At 72.3% G+C, this 14,915-nt stretch carries 18 protein-coding genes; 13 read left to right on the top strand and 5 right to left on the bottom strand.

What is annotated here, in order from left to right:
* The first annotated feature begins 56 nt into the window (after positions 1-56).
* Entirely contained in the window at positions 57-386 is a 330-nt protein-coding gene (fdxA, locus tag KO717_RS13015; RefSeq protein WP_030011906.1) for a ferredoxin, read from the top strand.
* A gap of 108 nt (positions 387-494) precedes the next feature.
* Positions 495-1,589, top strand: coding sequence for a succinyldiaminopimelate transaminase (gene dapC / locus KO717_RS13010; RefSeq protein ID WP_301366862.1), 1,095 nt, complete (start codon positions 495-497; stop codon positions 1,587-1,589).
* A 77-nt stretch (positions 1,590-1,666) separates the two neighbouring features.
* On the opposite strand, the gene KO717_RS13005 is transcribed toward dapC, so the two are convergent.
* Positions 1,667-2,035 carry an ATP-binding protein gene (locus tag KO717_RS13005; protein WP_301366861.1) on the bottom strand — a complete coding sequence of 123 codons (369 nt, stop codon included), beginning with the start codon at positions 2,033-2,035 and terminating at the stop codon, positions 1,667-1,669.
* A gap of 253 nt (positions 2,036-2,288) precedes the next feature.
* Positions 2,289-3,254: a hypothetical protein gene (locus KO717_RS13000; protein WP_301366860.1), complete on the bottom strand. Its 966-nt coding sequence runs from the start codon at positions 3,252-3,254 to the stop codon at positions 2,289-2,291.
* A gap of 87 nt (positions 3,255-3,341) precedes the next feature.
* Between KO717_RS13000 and dapE the strand changes: the two genes are divergently transcribed.
* Together dapE and KO717_RS12990 are read left to right on the top strand one after the other, a co-directional pair.
* Positions 3,342-4,421, top strand: a complete 1,080-nt coding sequence (gene dapE / locus KO717_RS12995) for a succinyl-diaminopimelate desuccinylase (protein ID WP_301366859.1) — start codon at positions 3,342-3,344, stop codon at positions 4,419-4,421.
* A 64-nt stretch (positions 4,422-4,485) separates the two neighbouring features.
* Positions 4,486-5,253: a TIGR00730 family Rossman fold protein gene (locus KO717_RS12990; protein WP_030012114.1), complete on the top strand. Its 768-nt coding sequence runs from the start codon at positions 4,486-4,488 to the stop codon at positions 5,251-5,253.
* Between the two features lie 354 nt (positions 5,254-5,607).
* On the opposite strand, the gene folP is transcribed toward KO717_RS12990, so the two are convergent.
* Entirely contained in the window at positions 5,608-6,468 is an 861-nt protein-coding gene (gene folP / locus KO717_RS12985; RefSeq protein ID WP_301366858.1) for a dihydropteroate synthase, read from the bottom strand.
* A gap of 76 nt (positions 6,469-6,544) precedes the next feature.
* Between folP and KO717_RS12980 the strand changes: the two genes are divergently transcribed.
* Both KO717_RS12980 and KO717_RS12975 read left to right on the top strand, forming a co-directional pair.
* Positions 6,545-6,898 carry a DivIVA domain-containing protein gene (locus KO717_RS12980; RefSeq protein WP_109781240.1) on the top strand — a complete coding sequence of 118 codons (354 nt, stop codon included), beginning with the start codon at positions 6,545-6,547 and terminating at the stop codon, positions 6,896-6,898.
* Positions 6,895-7,473 carry a DNA-3-methyladenine glycosylase I gene (locus KO717_RS12975; RefSeq protein WP_301366857.1) on the top strand — a complete coding sequence of 193 codons (579 nt, stop codon included), beginning with the start codon at positions 6,895-6,897 and terminating at the stop codon, positions 7,471-7,473. Before KO717_RS12980 ends, KO717_RS12975 begins: the two co-directional genes overlap by 4 nt.
* 26 nt (positions 7,474-7,499) lie before the next feature.
* On the opposite strand, the gene KO717_RS12970 is transcribed toward KO717_RS12975, so the two are convergent.
* Positions 7,500-8,303 (bottom strand): enoyl-CoA hydratase/isomerase family protein, encoded by an 804-nt coding sequence (locus KO717_RS12970; protein ID WP_301366856.1) that lies wholly within the window; start codon positions 8,301-8,303, stop codon positions 7,500-7,502.
* Between the two features lie 333 nt (positions 8,304-8,636).
* On the opposite strand from KO717_RS12970, the gene KO717_RS12965 reads away from it, so the two are divergent.
* Positions 8,637-8,804, top strand: coding sequence for a DUF3117 domain-containing protein (locus KO717_RS12965; RefSeq protein ID WP_003966491.1), 168 nt, complete (start codon positions 8,637-8,639; stop codon positions 8,802-8,804).
* A 130-nt stretch (positions 8,805-8,934) separates the two neighbouring features.
* Positions 8,935-9,552, top strand: coding sequence for a hypothetical protein (locus KO717_RS12960; RefSeq protein ID WP_301366661.1), 618 nt, complete (start codon positions 8,935-8,937; stop codon positions 9,550-9,552).
* A 41-nt stretch (positions 9,553-9,593) separates the two neighbouring features.
* On the opposite strand, the gene KO717_RS12955 is transcribed toward KO717_RS12960, so the two are convergent.
* Positions 9,594-10,256: an O-methyltransferase gene (locus KO717_RS12955; protein ID WP_030385883.1), complete on the bottom strand. Its 663-nt coding sequence runs from the start codon at positions 10,254-10,256 to the stop codon at positions 9,594-9,596.
* Positions 10,257-10,434: 178 nt separating this feature from the next.
* Between KO717_RS12955 and sigE the strand changes: the two genes are divergently transcribed.
* The 5 genes from sigE (at position 10,435) to KO717_RS12930 (ending at position 14,824) form a co-directional block, all read left to right on the top strand.
* A complete protein-coding gene (sigE, locus tag KO717_RS12950; protein ID WP_301366658.1) occupies positions 10,435-11,214 on the top strand; it encodes an RNA polymerase sigma factor SigE in 780 nt (259 codons plus the stop codon).
* Positions 11,211-11,885 (top strand): zf-HC2 domain-containing protein, encoded by a 675-nt coding sequence (locus KO717_RS12945; RefSeq protein WP_367401522.1) that lies wholly within the window; start codon positions 11,211-11,213, stop codon positions 11,883-11,885. Before sigE ends, KO717_RS12945 begins: the two co-directional genes overlap by 4 nt.
* 54 nt (positions 11,886-11,939) lie before the next feature.
* Positions 11,940-13,388, top strand: coding sequence for a S1C family serine protease (locus KO717_RS12940; RefSeq protein WP_301366657.1), 1,449 nt, complete (start codon positions 11,940-11,942; stop codon positions 13,386-13,388).
* 118 nt (positions 13,389-13,506) lie between these two features.
* Positions 13,507-13,953: a sec-independent translocase gene (locus KO717_RS12935; protein WP_301366655.1), complete on the top strand. Its 447-nt coding sequence runs from the start codon at positions 13,507-13,509 to the stop codon at positions 13,951-13,953.
* Positions 13,954-14,092: 139 nt separating this feature from the next.
* Positions 14,093-14,824, top strand: coding sequence for a hypothetical protein (locus KO717_RS12930; protein WP_301366652.1), 732 nt, complete (start codon positions 14,093-14,095; stop codon positions 14,822-14,824).
* Positions 14,825-14,915: the final 91 nt, after the last annotated feature.

Below are 14,915 nucleotides of genomic sequence, written 5' to 3'. Positions count from 1 at the left end.
CGACGACGCCGCGCTCCCGCGCGATATGGAAAGCCCTACCGAGGAGGAACGAGAGCGTGACCTACGTCATCGCGGAGCCTTGTGTCGACGTCAAGGACAAGGCATGCATCGAAGAGTGCCCCGTCGACTGCATCTACGAGGGCCAGCGGTCCTTGTACATCCACCCGGACGAGTGCGTCGACTGTGGTGCGTGTGAGCCGGTCTGCCCGGTCGAGGCCATCTTCTACGAGGACGACACTCCGGAGGAGTGGAAGGACTACTACAAGGCGAACGTCGAGTTCTTCGACGAGCTCGGTTCGCCCGGTGGTGCCTCGAAGCTGGGCCTGATCGAGCGCGACCACCCCTTCGTCGCGGCGCTGCCCGCCGGTATCAACGGCGAGCACTGACCTTTCAGGCAGACGCGCCCCTCGGTCCCGTACGGCCTTCCCGCCGCACGGGACCGACGTGTTTCCGGCACCCGTACACACCAGCACTCAGAGAGAGCAGAGACCACCGTGGCCGCAGTATCCGACCGTCTTCCCGCCTTCCCCTGGGACAAGCTGGAGCCGTACAAGGCCACGGCGGCGGCCCACGCGGACGGCATCGTCGACCTGTCGGTCGGCACGCCCGTGGACCCGGTCCCGCAGCTGATCCGGCGCGCCCTGATCGAGGCCGCAGACTCACCGGGCTACCCGACCGTGTGGGGCACCGTCGCGCTGCGCGACGCGATCACGGGCTGGGTGCGCGGCCGCCTCGGCGCGAGCGCCGCCGGACACCGCAACGTCCTGCCGGTCGTCGGCTCCAAGGAGCTGGTGGCCTGGCTGCCGACCCAGCTGGGCCTGGGCGCCGGGGACAAGGTCGCCTACCCCCGGCTCGCCTACCCCACCTACGAGGTCGGCGCGCGGCTGTGCGGCGCCGAGGCCGTCGTGTACGACGACCCGACCGAGCTCGACCCGGCCGGTGTGAAGCTGCTGTGGCTCAATTCCCCGTCCAACCCCACCGGCAAGGTCCTCGCCAAGGAGGACCTCGTCCGGATCGTCGCCTGGGCGCGCGAGCACGGGATCCTGCTCTTCAGCGACGAGTGCTACCTGGAGCTGGGCTGGGAGGCCGAACCCGTCTCCGTCCTCCACGACGACGTCTGCGGCGGTTCGTACGAGGGCATCGTGGCCGTCCACTCCCTCTCCAAGCGCTCCAACCTGGCCGGCTACCGGGCGGCCTTCATCGCGGGTGACGCGGACGTGCTCGGCGAGCTGCTGGAGATCCGCAAGCACGGCGGCATGATGACCCCCGCCCCGGTGCAGGCGGCCACCGTCGCGGCCCTCGGCGACGACACCCACGTCGAGGAGCAGCGCGAGCGCTACGCGGCCCGCCGCGCGGCGCTGCGTACGGCCCTGGAGGCGCACGGCTTCCGGGTCGAGCACAGCGAGGCGAGCCTGTACCTGTGGGTGACCCGCGACGAGCCCTGCTGGGACACCGTCGCCCACCTCGCTGGTCTGGGCATCCTGGTCGCGCCGGGCGACTTCTACGGCGAGGCGGGCGCGCGGTTCGTGCGCGTCGCCTTCACCGCCACCGACGAGCGGGTCGAGGCGGCGGTCAAGCGCCTCGGCTGAGCGCCGGGTTCCACGACGGAAAAGCCCGAGGGGGCCGGGAGTTCGCACTCCCGGCCCCCTCGGTGGTTCCTGCGGCGTCAGCCGCCCAGCGGCAGTCCGCCCGGCAGTCCGCCCGGCAGGACACCGGACGTCGGCAGCGTGGAGGTCGGGAGCGAGGACACCGGCAGCTCCTGCGTCGTGGGGAGCCCGCCGAGCAGGCCCTGCGCGGTGCCGGCCACGTCGGAGGCGGGGGCCGGCAGGCTCTTGGTGGCGCTGCCGGCGGTGTCGACGGCGCCCGTGGCCGCGTCCGCCGTCGTGGCGGTGTCGGGGGCGGCGAGCTGGCCCAGCGGCGGCACGGACTCCAGGCCGGCGGCGCTGGCCGCCCCGGCCGCACCGACCACGGGCGCTGCCCCGGCTGCGATCAGCAGCGCGGCACGGGCGATCCGGCGGGTCAGGGGGAGAGACATGTTGCTCCTAAGCGGTAGCGGCTGAGTACGCCGTGCTAACCGCTCCCGGGGCGGGTGGAGTTGCGGTGCCGGTGGGTAAAGGATCGGTAACGCATCGTTTAATCGGCTTCCGGGAAAAGCGCATTGGATGCGCGCCGACCAGGGCTTCCGTCCGTTTCGGGGATCGGTGGCCCGCTACACGGATCCCCCCGCAGGAGTGATCGCTCGCACGCGCGCCCGGGCGCCCCCGGTGTGTGCCCCGCCGCTGAGCGGATCAGCGGGCCATGAAGATCCGTACCACGCCCGGGCCCGCGTAGTGGAGGTCCTTGGCGCCGTCCTGGCCCTTGTCCTGCCACCGCCCCCGGTCCTTGCCCGCGGTCCAGCCGTGCCGGTCGTAGGACACCCGGGAGATGCCCATCGCCTTCGCGTTGGCCACCGCCCAGTGGGCCATGGCCCGGCTGCGGCGGACCGAGACCTCGTCGCCGGCCTTCTTCTCCGTCAGCGTGACCTCGGCCTCGGGGGCCGTCCGGCCCCCGCCGGCGTTCCGGCCGGCCTGGCCGCCCTGCGGGGACATGGTGTGCATCCCGTCCTTGCCGAAGATCCGGACCAGGCCGGCCCGTACCTTCTCCGGGTCGCCCGGCCCGGTGGGCGCGGGCCCGCCGCAGTTCAGGGTGCCGCCGCCGGCGAAGGCCGCCGTCAGCACGGTCGCGTCGGGCTCGTGCTTCGCGTACGCCTGGGGGAACCCGCTGCGCTGCACCTTCTGCGCCGCCACCGTCAGCGGCAGGCGCGAGTACCCCGGCACGTCGACGAGGTGGTCGTAGAAGATCCCGGCCGAGTAGACCGGGTCCCTGATCTCCTCCGGAGTGCCCCAGCCCATCGACGGCCGCTGCTGGAAGAGGCCCAGCGAGTCCCGGTCGCCGTGATCGAGATTGCGCAGCGCGGACTCCTGCATGGCGGTCGCCAGTGCGATGGTCACCGCCCGGTCGGGAAGGCCCTTGGCGACGCCGACCGCGGCTATCGTCGCCGCGTTCGCCGCCTGCTCGGGCGACATTTCGTACGTTTCTGAGGTTTCGTCCTCCCCGACCGGATCCGCGCTGGCCACGCAGAACGGGGCGCCGCCGCCACCGTTCGAATCGTGCTGCACGGCGAAGTACCCGATCACCGCGAGGAGAACGAGCAGGCCGACGACCGCCCGGAGCATCCGGCGGCGACGAGGACGGGGATCACGGGTCTCGGACACGCGGCCCACCGTACTTGAGGCATATGACGCGTCCACCGGCCGGACGTAGGAGGCTTCGTCGCATCCCGGGGCGTTAGGGTCAGTTCCATGTCCGAATCCGAGCTGGACCTCACCCTGGACGCCGCCGAGCTGACCGCCCGGCTCGTCGACATTCCGTCCGTGAGCGGCGACGAAAAGGTCCTCGCCGACCTCGTGGAACACGCGTTGCGCGGCCTGGCGCACCTCACCGTGGACCGCTTCGGCAACAACGTCGTCGCCCGCACGGACCTCGGCCGCGCCGAGCGCGTCGTGCTGGCCGGCCACCTCGACACCGTGCCGATCGCCGACAACGTCCCCTCCCGCCTCGACGAGAACGACGTGCTGTGGGGCTGCGGCACCACCGACATGAAGTCCGGTGTCGCCGTGCAGCTGCGCATCGCCGCGACCGTGCCCGAGCCGAACCGGGACCTCACCTTCGTCTTCTACGACCAGGAGGAGGTCGCCGCCGACCTCAACGGCCTCGGCAAGGTCGCAGAGGCCCACCCCGACTGGCTGACGGGCGACTTCGCGGTCCTGCTGGAACCCTCGGACGCCGAGGTCGAGGGCGGCTGCCAGGGCACCCTGCGCGTCCTGCTGCGCACCACCGGCGAGCGCGCGCACTCCGCCCGCAGCTGGATGGGCTCCAACGCCATCCACTCGGCGAGCCCGATCCTCGCCCGCCTCGCGGCCTACGAGCCCCGCAAGCCGGTCATCGACGGCCTGGAGTACCACGAGGGCCTCAACGCGGTCCGCATCGAGGGCGGCGTCGCCAACAACGTCATCCCCGACGCGTGCACGGTGACCGTCAACTTCCGCTACGCCCCGGACCGCACCGAGGCCGAGGCGCTGGCCCACGTACGGGAGGTGTTCGCGGACTGCGACATCGCCGAGTTCGTGGTCGACGACTCCTCGCCCGGCGCCCTCCCCGGCCTCTCCCACCCGGCTGCCAAGGCCTTCATGGAGGCGGTCGGCGGCCGCGCCATGCCCAAGTTCGGCTGGACGGACGTCTCCCGCTTCAGCGCCCTCGGAGTCCCGGCGGTCAACTACGGCCCGGGCGACGCCCTGCTGGCGCACAAGGTCGACGAGCGCGTCGAGACGAAGGCGATCCTGCACTGCGAGGAACGACTCCGCGCCTGGCTGACCTCCTGAATTCCGCTTCTCGTCACCTTTGTGCGCCTACCCTGATCCAACGATCAGCAGGAGGGAGCACAGCATGGGCAACCACGGCAGTCCCGAGGGTTCCGCTCGTCGTCGGCCCGAGGAGCAGCAGCTCGGGCCGGTGCTGAGGAGGCGGAGCCAGGTGCAGGCGGGCAGTACGACGGACCAGCGGCTGCTGGATTCGGCGGGGCCCTCCGAGTGGGTGCACACCGATCCCTGGCGGGTCCTGCGCATCCAGTCGGAGTTCATCGAGGGCTTCGGCACGCTCGCCGAGCTGCCGCCCGCGATCAGTGTGTTCGGATCGGCCCGTACGCCGGAAGGCTCGCCCGAGTACGACGCGGGCGTGCGGATCGGCAGCGCGCTGGTCGACGCCGGCTTCGCGGTGATCACCGGCGGCGGTCCGGGTGCGATGGAGGCGGCCAACAAGGGCGCCCGCGAGGCGAACGGCGTCTCGGTCGGCCTCGGCATCGAGCTGCCCTTCGAGCAGGGGCTCAACCAGCACGTCGATCTCGGCCTGAACTTCCGGTACTTCTTCGTCCGCAAGACGATGTTCGTGAAGTACAGCCAGGGCTTCGTCGTCCTGCCGGGCGGCCTGGGCACGCTGGACGAGCTGTTCGAGGCACTGACCCTGGTCCAGACCCAGAAGATCACCCGCTTCCCGATCGTGCTGTTCGGCACGGAGTACTGGAGCGGCCTGATCGACTGGCTGCGGGGCACCGTGATCGCCCAGGGCAAGGCCTCGGAGAAGGACCTGTACCTGTTCCACGTCACCGACGACGTGGACGAGGCGATCGCGCTGGTGACGAAGGAAGTCGGCAAGTAGGCGAAGGGCCCGGGCCGCACCCGGCCCGGGCCCCGAACGCCTCCGGCCGTCGGGGTTTCAGGCCAGGCCGCGGCGGGCGATTGCCGGGGGCGGTGGCCCTGGATGGAGCGGACCATGCTCCTTTTCGACGCCGCTCTCGCGCGGTTCGGCGCCGGGGCGCCTCGCCGGCTTCGGGCGGCTGCGCCGGCCTCCGGCCGTCGGGGCCTCAGGCCAGGCCGCGGCGGGCTACCGCCGGCGGGCGGTGGCCCTGGATGGAGCGGACCATGCTCCTTTTCGACGCCGCTCTCGCGCGGTTCGGCGCCGGGGCGCCTCGCCGGCTTCGGGCGGCTGCGCCGGCCTCCGGCCGTCGGGGCCTCAGGCCAGGCCGCGGCGGGCTACCGCCGGGGGGCGGTGGCCCTGGATGGAGCGGACCATGTCCAGGATCTGCCGGGTCTCCGCGACCTCGTGGACGCGGTAGACCTGCGCTCCCAGCCAGGCCGAGACGGCCGTCGTCGCCAGGGTGCCCAGCAGGCGTTCCTTGACCGGCTTGTCGAGGGTCTCGCCGACGAAGTCCTTGTTGGACAGGGAGACCAGGACCGGCCAGCCCGTCGCCGTCATCTCGTCCAGCCGGCGCGTGGCCTCCAGCGAGTGCCGGGTGTTCTTCCCGAAGTCGTGCCCGGGGTCGATCATGATCGCGTCCCGGCGGACGCCCAGCGCCGCCGCCCGCTCCGCCAGCCCGACCGTCACGCGCAGCACGTCCTCCATGACGTCCTCGTACGTGATCCGGTGCGGCCGGGTGCGCGGTTCCACCCCGCCCGCGTGGGTGCAGACCAGGCCCACGCCGTACCGCGCGGCGACCTCCGCGAGCTTGGGGTCCACCCCGCCCCACGCGTCGTTGAGGACATCGGCCCCGGCCTCGCACACCGCCTCGCCGACCTCGTGCCGCCAGGTGTCCACGCTGATCACCACGTCCGGGTGGCGGCGCCGGACCTCGGCCACGAAGCCGACCGTGCGCCGCGCCTCCTCGGCCGCGTCCACGTGCTCGCCCGGGCCCGCCTTGACCCCGCCGATGTCGATGATCGCGGCGCCCTCGGCGATCGCGTGCTCGACCCGGTCCAGCGCCGGCTCGTCGCGGAACGTCGCGCCCTGGTCGTAGAAGGAGTCCGGCGTCCGGTTCACGATGGCCATGATCACCGGCTCGTGGGTGTCGAACTCGCGCCTGCCCAGTCGCAGCATCCTGCTCTTTCCTCCTTCGGCGGCCCTTGCGCCTCGCCTGCGACCTTAACCTGGTGGCCGGAGTCTCTCAGGGGAGTTGATCGTGTTCTTCTTCTTGATGATCGCGCTGGTCGTGGTCGTGGCAGCGGTCACCCTGGCGGTGATCGGCGGCGGCTCGGAGGCCGTCCTGCCGGAAGCGGAGCCGGACCGGGTCGCGGACGGACTGCCGGAGACCCGGCCCGTCGTACGGGCCGACATCGACGCGCTGCGGCTGCCGGTCGCCCCGCGCGGGTACCGGATGGCCGAGGTGGACGACGTACTGGAGCGGCTCGCGGCCGAACTGGCCGAGCGGGACGCGCGGATCGCACAGCTGACGGCCGCGGCGGCGCCCGCCGCCGCCCCGTCGGACGCGCCCGGGCACGTCGACCTCAGCAAGGGCGGTGAGCGGTGAGCGGTTCGGTGGCGGGCGCGGACGGGCTGCTGCGCTGTCCGTGGGGGCTGTCCACGCCGGACTACGTCGTCTACCACGACACCGAGTGGGGCCGTCCGGTGCACGGGGACGACGCCCTCTACGAGCGGCTGTGCCTGGAGGCGTTCCAGTCGGGGCTGTCCTGGATCACGATCCTGCGGCGCCGCGAGGGATTCCGTAAGGCCTTCGCGGACTTCTCGATCGCGGCGGTCGCGGAGTTCGACGAGCGTGACGCGGAGCGGCTGCTGGCCGACGAGGGGATCATCCGCAACCGGGCCAAGATCGAGGCGACCCTGGCCAACGCGAAGGTCCTCGCCGGGTGGGAGCCGGGCGAGCTGGACTCCCTGATCTGGTCCCACGCCCCCGAGGAACCGGGACCGGCCCCGCTGACGGTCACCGAGGTCCCGGCGGTCACGCCCGGGTCCACCGCCCTCGCCAAGGCCCTGAAGAAGGCCGGCATCCGCTTCGTCGGCCCCACGACGGCCTACGCCCTGATGCAGGCCTGCGGGCTGGTCAACGACCACCTGGCCGACTGCGTCTCCCGCGACCCGGCCTGAGCAGCCCGGCCGGGTCGCGGAACGCGTCAGCGGCCGAGGTACTTCGGCGGCTGCTTCGCGAGGAAGGCCTGGACGGCGATGGAGTGGTCCTCGGAGGCCCCTGCACGGGTCTGGAGGGTGTCCTCGTGGGCCAGGGCCTCGGAGAGCGTGTGGGAGGCCCCGTAGGCCAGGGACTCCTTCAGTGCGGCGTACGCGACCGTCGGGCCGGCGGCCAGCGTGCGGGCCACGGCCTCCGCCTCGGCGTGCAGGGAGTCCGCGGGCACCAGGCGGTTGACGATGCCGAGCTCGAACGCCTCCTGGGCCTTGATCGAGCGCGGGAACAGCAGCAGGTCCGAGGCGCGGGAGGCGCCGATCAGGCGGGGGAGGGTCCACGAGACCCCGGAGTCGGCGGTCAGCGCCACCCCGGCGAACGAGGTGTTGAAGGAGGCGGTGTCGGCGACGACCCGGAAGTCCGCCGCCAGCGCGAAGCCGAAGCCCGCCCCGGCCGCGACGCCGTTCACGCCGGCCACCACGGGCTTCGGCATCTCGGTGAGCGCCCGCACGATGGGGTTGTAGTGGTCGGCCACCGTGGTCATCGTCAGCGAGGTGCCGCTCTCGCGGTCCGAGGCGAGGTTCCCGATGTGCTCCTTGAGGTCCTGGCCCACGCAGAAGGCCCGGTTCCCGGCCGCGGTGAGCAGCACGGCCCGTACGGCGGTGTCGGCGGCCGCCGCCTGGACCGCGTCGCGCAGGGCGACCTTGGCCTCGGTGTTCATCGCGTTCATCGCGTCCGGACGGTTGATCGTGATGGTGGCGAGTCCGTCGGTCACTTCGTAGAGCACGCTGTCGGCCATGGCAGGGGGTCCCCCTTCGTCGCGGGCTTGGCTACCGGTCGGTACTGTCCGGTGCAAAGGTCAGCATGGCGGACCGGACGTGGCGCGCACATGTGATGTGCGTCAAAGAAAGCCGGTGCCGCTTCCCGGGTGCGGCGGCGAAGTATCGCAGGCGGATCCCCGAAATGAGTGGTTTTGGTCGAGCGCGTTGCCCAAGCGTTCCCATGCGATGTTGGTCATCGGGTCCTGACATGCGGGATAATGGCTGGGAAGCAATGTGTTCGATGCCGGGTATTAGGCGCCTGAACGGGGCCGTCGGCTGACGATGAGCTGGTTTCAGGAAGGGGAACGAGCATGGCGGCCATGAAGCCGCGGACGGGCGACGGCCCGCTCGAGGTCACCAAGGAGGGGCGGGGCATCGTCATGCGCGTACCGCTCGAGGGCGGCGGTCGGCTTGTCGTCGAGCTGACCCCTGATGAGGCGGACGCCCTGGGTGACGCCCTGAAGAAGGTCGTCGGCTGACCCCACGGGGACACCGACAGCACTTCCACCTTCTGCTTTTCCGCATTCTCTGCGCTGCCCCGACCGCGAACCCGCGGCCGGGGCAGCGTTGTGTCGTCATCACCGGACCCGAGCCTTCCGGAGCCGTGCCATGTCCTTCACCCCGCCCGCGCCGCCCGCCTTCGCCGACTGCACGGCCCGGCAGAAGGCCGCCCGGATCCTCTCCGACGTACTGGCACCGGCCCCCGTGGTGGTCGCGCTGCTGCTGCTCGTCGGATGGCGGAGCACCATGTCGTGGGCCGGGCTCGGCTGGGGCCTGTTCGCCGCCCTGTTCTGCGGGCTGGCCCCGATCGGGATCATCGCCCTCGGCGTCCGCCGGGGCGTGCTGACCGACCAGCACATCCGGGTACGGCGTCAGCGGGTCGTCCCGATGGCCCTGAGCCTGGTCTCCGTCGTCGCCGGGGTCACGCTCCTGCACGTCCTGGGCGCCCCCCGGGAGGTGTTCGCGCTCGTCGTCGCGATGCTGGTGGGCCTCGTGTCCTCGCTGCTGGTCACGGTGGTCTGGCAGATATCGATCCACATGTCGGTGGCCGGCGGCACCGTGATGATCCTGCTGCTCCTCCTCGGGCCCCCGGTGCTCCCCGCGGTGCTGATCGCCGCCGCCGCGGGCTGGTCCCGGCTGGTGCTGAAGGCGCACACCCCGGCCCAGCTCCTCGCCGGCACCGCGCTGGGCGGTACGGCGGCCCTCACCTTCGCGCTCCTGAACTGATCCGGGGCCGTGGGTCCGCAGTCGGACCGACCTGCGGGGGCTCAGCGCCGCACGGCGCACAGCAGCCCGTCGCCCACGGGGAGCAGCGCGGCCTCCAGTGCGGGGCTCTCGCGGACGCTGCGCAGCAGCTCGCGGACGCGCAGCACCTCCACCGGCTGGGCCGCGGAGTCGACCGTGCGGCCGTCGGAGAAGACCCCCTCGAAGCACACCAGTCCGCCGGGGCGCAGCAGCCGCAACGATTCGGCGAGGTAGTCGAGGGACTCGGAGGGGTCCCCGTCGCAGAAGACGAGGTCGTATCCGCCGTCGGCGAGCCGCGGGAGGACGTCGAGGGCGCGGCCGGGGATGAAGCGGGCGCGGTTGCCCGCGAAGCCCGCGGCGCGGAAGGCCTGGCGGGCGAAAGCCTGCCGGTCGGCTTCGGGATCCACCGTGGTCAGCACCCCGTCGGGGCGCATTCCGTGCAGCAGATGGATGCCGGAGACGCCGGTTCCGGTGCCGATCTCGGCGACCGCCTTGGCGTCCGCGGTGGCGGCCAGCAGGCGCAGCGCGGCCCCGGTGCCGGGGGAGACGGACCTCAGGCCCGCTTCCCTGGACCGGTCGCGGGCCCATCGCAGAGCGTCGTCCTCGGCGACAAACGCGTCGGCGAACGCCCAGCTCGTCTGCCGGTTGCCGGTAATGACCCTCTCCTGTCCCCATAGTTGGCGCAACGGTGACTGTATCCGTTGACGTCGGGAACCCGCAGATGGGACCGGGCGTTGTGAAGGGTGGAGGCGGGATAAGAAGGGACGGTGCCGGGCAGATCGACGGCCAGGACCGCTCCAGGGCTTAAGTCTCGCGTAAAGATACTGCAAAAACGCTTATCCGGAGCTGACAGAGGGGGTGGCTATGGTAGGGACTCCACTGGACACCACCAGAGCCGACAGGGGAGGTGCGGCTGCGCCTGTGGATCGTGGGGGCGTACTGAGACGCCTCTTCTGGTCGGCGGGTGAGCCGAAATCCGTGACCTACATTGCTGACCGCTTCCACACCGCCGACGCCGCAACCACCGCGACCTTTGCCGCCGATGCGGGCTCCCAGGCGTGGACCCCTCCTTCATGGGAGGAGATCGTCAGCACGCACAGCGCGCGGGTCTACCGCCTTGCCTACCGTCTGACGGGTAACCAGCACGACGCCGAGGACCTGACGCAGGAAGTCTTCGTCCGCGTCTTCCGCTCGCTGTCCACGTACACCCCCGGCACCTTCGAGGGCTGGCTGCACCGCATCACGACGAACCTGTTCCTGGACATGGTGCGCCGCAAGCAGCGGATCCGCTTCGACGCGCTCGGCGACGACGCCGCCGACCGGCTGCCGAGCCGTGAGCCGTCCCCGCAGCAGGTCCTGCACGACACCCACTTCGACGCGGATGTGCAGCAGGCGCTGGACACCCTCGCCCCCGAGTTCCGTGCGGCCGTGGTGCTGTGCGACATCGAGGGCCTGTCGTACGAGGAGATCGCCGCGACGCTCGGCGTGAAGCTCGGCACCGTGCGCAGTCGTATCCACCGGGGCCGTTCGCACCTGCGCAAGGCGCTCAAGCACCGGTCCCCCGCGGCCCGTGCTGAGCAGCGCGCGCTGGCGGGAGTGGCGATGGGCGCCCCCGGCGCCGGGGGAGAGGGCGGAGCCGAGTGAGCGACGTCAGTCCGTCACCCGCCGAACAGCACCTGGGCGACCGGCTTGCCGCCCTGGTGGACGGCGAGCTGAAGCACGACGCCCGCGATCGGGTCCTGGCCCATCTGGCGACCTGCGCCAGGTGCAAGGCCGAGGCCGATGCTCAGCGGCGTCTGAAGACCTTGTTCGTGGAGAGCGCGCCGCCGCCGCTGTCCGCGGGGCTGCTGGCGCGGTTGCAGGGGCTGCCGGGCGGCGGCCTCGACGATCCGTCCGGTCCTGCCGGTCCCGGCCTTCCCGCCGACCCGCCGCGCACTGCGGGGGCCGACCCCTTCGACGCGTTCGCGTACGGGCTGCCCGTCGCCGCCCGGCCACGGCCGCAGGAGGGCTTCCGCATCCACGAGGTGGGCCGTCCGCGCCGCAGGTTCGCCTTCGTCGCCGCGGGGGCCGTCTCGCTGGCCGCTCTCGCGCTCGGCGGCGCCCTGCCGCTGGAGGTGGACCCGAACCTGCGGGGTGATTCCCCGGCCCCGGCCTCCAGGCCCGGCCCTGCCCTGCCCGTGGCCGATCAAGGGGCCCGTGACCGGCTGCCCAGCCCCGAGGCCGTCCCGACCCTCCTGTCGGCCGTGGCGACCCCGCTGCCGCCCCTGCAGCCCTCCCCGCAGCACCCGGCACGCCCGGTCTCCCTGCTGCGCTGACGCGGGACCTGGTTGAATCTGCGGCACATGCGCATAGGTACGCGGGGAGCGCCCATGGCCGACAGGCAGCAGACCGACCCGGCTCCGCAGTGGTGGAGCCGGCCCGAGGGGACGACCGGGGAGGGCAGCCGCGAAGCGGTTCCCGCGCCGCGGCCCGAAACCGGGGGCGAGGACCACGTACAGGACGCGGCCCCGGCCCCGGCCCCCGACGTGTCTGCCCCGGACGAGCCGTTGCCGACCCTGGACGCGCCGACCTTGGACGCGCCGACGCCGGACGAGCCGTCCCCGGGCGAGCCGACGCCGGACGAGCCGGCCCCGGACGAGCCGGCCGCCGCGGTCCCCGCGGTGCGGTACGACCCCTGGAGCGCCGAGCCGCTGCAGGTCGTGGACCGGGGCCGGACGCCGCGCGGGATCCGGCTGTGGCAGGTGGTGGCCATCAGCCTCGGAACGGCCCTGCTCGCCGGCGGGACCGGCGGCTACCTCGGCGTGCTCGCCGAGCGGCAGAGCGGCACCCGGCTGGAGCTCCCCCAGGCGGCCGGCGCCGCCGACCGGGGCCGGGCCCCGGAGAGCGTGGCCGGGATCGCGGCCACCGCACTGCCCGGCGTGGTGACCCTGCACGTGCGGGGCACGAAGGGCAGCGGCACGGGTACCGGCTTCGTGCTCGACCAGCAGGGGCACATCCTGACCAACAACCACGTGGTGGCCGACTCCCAGGAGATAACGGTCACCTTCAGCACCGGCGAGAGCGTCACCGCCGAGCTCGTCGGCCGTGACTCCGGCTACGACCTGGCCGTGGTCAAGGTCAGCGGGGTGCGCGGGCTCCGGCCGCTGAGCCTGGGGAACTCCGACAACGTGGAGGTCGGCGACCCGGTGGTGGCCATCGGGGCGCCCTTCGACCTGTCGAACACCGTCACCGCCGGCATCATCAGCGCCACCGGCCGGCCCGTCACCGCGGGCGGCGACAAGGGCGACGGCAGCGACATCAGCTACGTCGACGCGCTCCAGACCGACGCCCCCATCAACCCGGGGAACTCCGGCGGCCCGCTCCTCGACGCCAAGGCCCACGTGGTCGGCATCAACAGCGCCATCCGCGGGGCCGACAAGGAAGATCCCACCCGGCAGGGAGGCTCCATCGGGCTCGGCTTCGCCATCCCCGTCAACCAGGGTAAGCGCGTCGCCGAGGAGATCATCCGCACCGGCCGCGCCACGCACCCGGTCATCGGGGTCACCCTCGACATGGACTACTCGGGCGACGGGGCCCGGGTCGGGGACAAGGGCGAGGACGGCAAGCCGTCCGTCGTCGCCGACGGACCGGGCGCGCGCGCCGGGATCCGGGCCGGGGACGTGATCACCAAGGTGGACGGCCAGCGGGTCCGCGGCGGCGACGAGCTGATCATCAAGATCCGCGCCCACCGCCCGGGCGACCCGCTGACCCTCACCGTGCTCCGCGCCGGCCGCGAAAGCACACTGAAAGTGGTCCTCGGATCGGCGAACGGCTCATGAGCGCGGGATGACAGCTGGGTGAATCCGCCGCGGAGGCGGTACGCAGGTATGGGCCCGTGGACAACGCCGGGTACCGTGTGTCGGGGCCCGAAGTGATAGAGAGCCGAGGAGCGGCAAGGTGTTCAACGACATAGGCGCACTCGAACTTGTCACGATCGTGGTGCTCGGCATCCTCGTCTTCGGACCGGACAAGCTGCCCAAGGTCATTCAGGACGTCACGGGCTTCATCCGGAAGGTCCGGGCGTTCTCGGACAGCGCGAAGAACGACATCCGCTCCGAACTCGGCCCGGAATTCAAGGACTTCGAGTTCGAGGACCTGAACCCGAAGACCTTCATCCGCAAGCAGCTGACCGAGAACGAGGACCTCAAGGAGATCCGCACCAGCTTCGATCTCCGCAAGGAGCTCAGCGACGTCTCCGACGCCGTGAAGAGCTCGGAGGCCGGCGCCGCCCCGTCCGCCCCGGCCGCGGCCGCCACGCCCGCCGTCACCGGCCCGGACCTGCTGAAGAAGCCCGCCGCCCCCGCCCCGGAGGAGCGCTCGCGCTTCGACGCCGACGCCACCTGACGCGCGGCCTGCCCGGCGATCCGCGGTCGGATGGCTATCCTCCATCTGTCCGGATCGCAGGACGCCCGAGGGAGGGGGTCCCCCCAGCACAGCGAGGGGGAGGGCCGTTCCGGACCCCACGGAACGAGAGGCCGCCCAGATGGAGACGACGAGCAGCAGCCGGGTAGGAGCGCAGACCGCGGAGGCCCCCGCCCCCGCAGACGCACCCGCCCAGGAGCCGGATACCGGCCCACACAGCGATACACAGCCACAGGAAGCCCCTGCGCCCGTACCGGCGGCCCGCCGGACGGCCGAGGGGTTCCTGGCGGCCGACTTCCCCTGGTACGGGCTGGACGGCGCCTTCACCGGCCCCCGCTGGCTCATGCAGGTCGGCACCGCCGCCGACGGCACGGTGGAGCACGGCTCCACGGGCCACGGCGACGAGCCCTCCGCCCGGGGCGAGATCGCCACCGGTGAGAAGGAGCGCTTCGCGGTGGTCATCACCGTGGCGAGCAACCCGCTGCGCCGCAGCGGCGACGGCACCGGCGTCCTGGAGGCCACCTCGGTCGCCTCGGCCGCCTGGCTGGCCGGCTCCGGACTGCTGGCGTACAGCTGGCCCGGACAGATGGACCACTCGCTGCGCGACGACTGGCTGGACCAGCAGACCGAGGCCGCGTGGGAGCTGGCGGACGACCTGGACGGTGAGGACTGGTCCACGCTGTCGCTGCCCGTGGACGGGGAGCCGACGCCGTTCCACTACCGCGAGTCGGAGTTCGGGTGGGTGCTGGCCGGCTCCACCGGGAGCGGGGTCCACCTGGGCGCGTACGGCCGCGGGATGAGCGCGTACGGACTCGGCTTCTCCGCGATCGCGGACCTCGGCTCGTACCAGTAGCGGGTCACGGGTCACGGGTCACGGGTACGAGGCGACGGGGACCGGTACGGGGAAGGGCGCCGCTCGGCGAGCGGCGCCCTTCCCCGTGGTA

It is taken from the genome of Streptomyces xanthophaeus (assembly GCF_030440515.1).
GTDB lineage: Bacteria > Actinomycetota > Actinomycetes > Streptomycetales > Streptomycetaceae > Streptomyces > Streptomyces kutzneri.
This window is presented reverse-complemented; position numbering and strand designations above follow the sequence as displayed.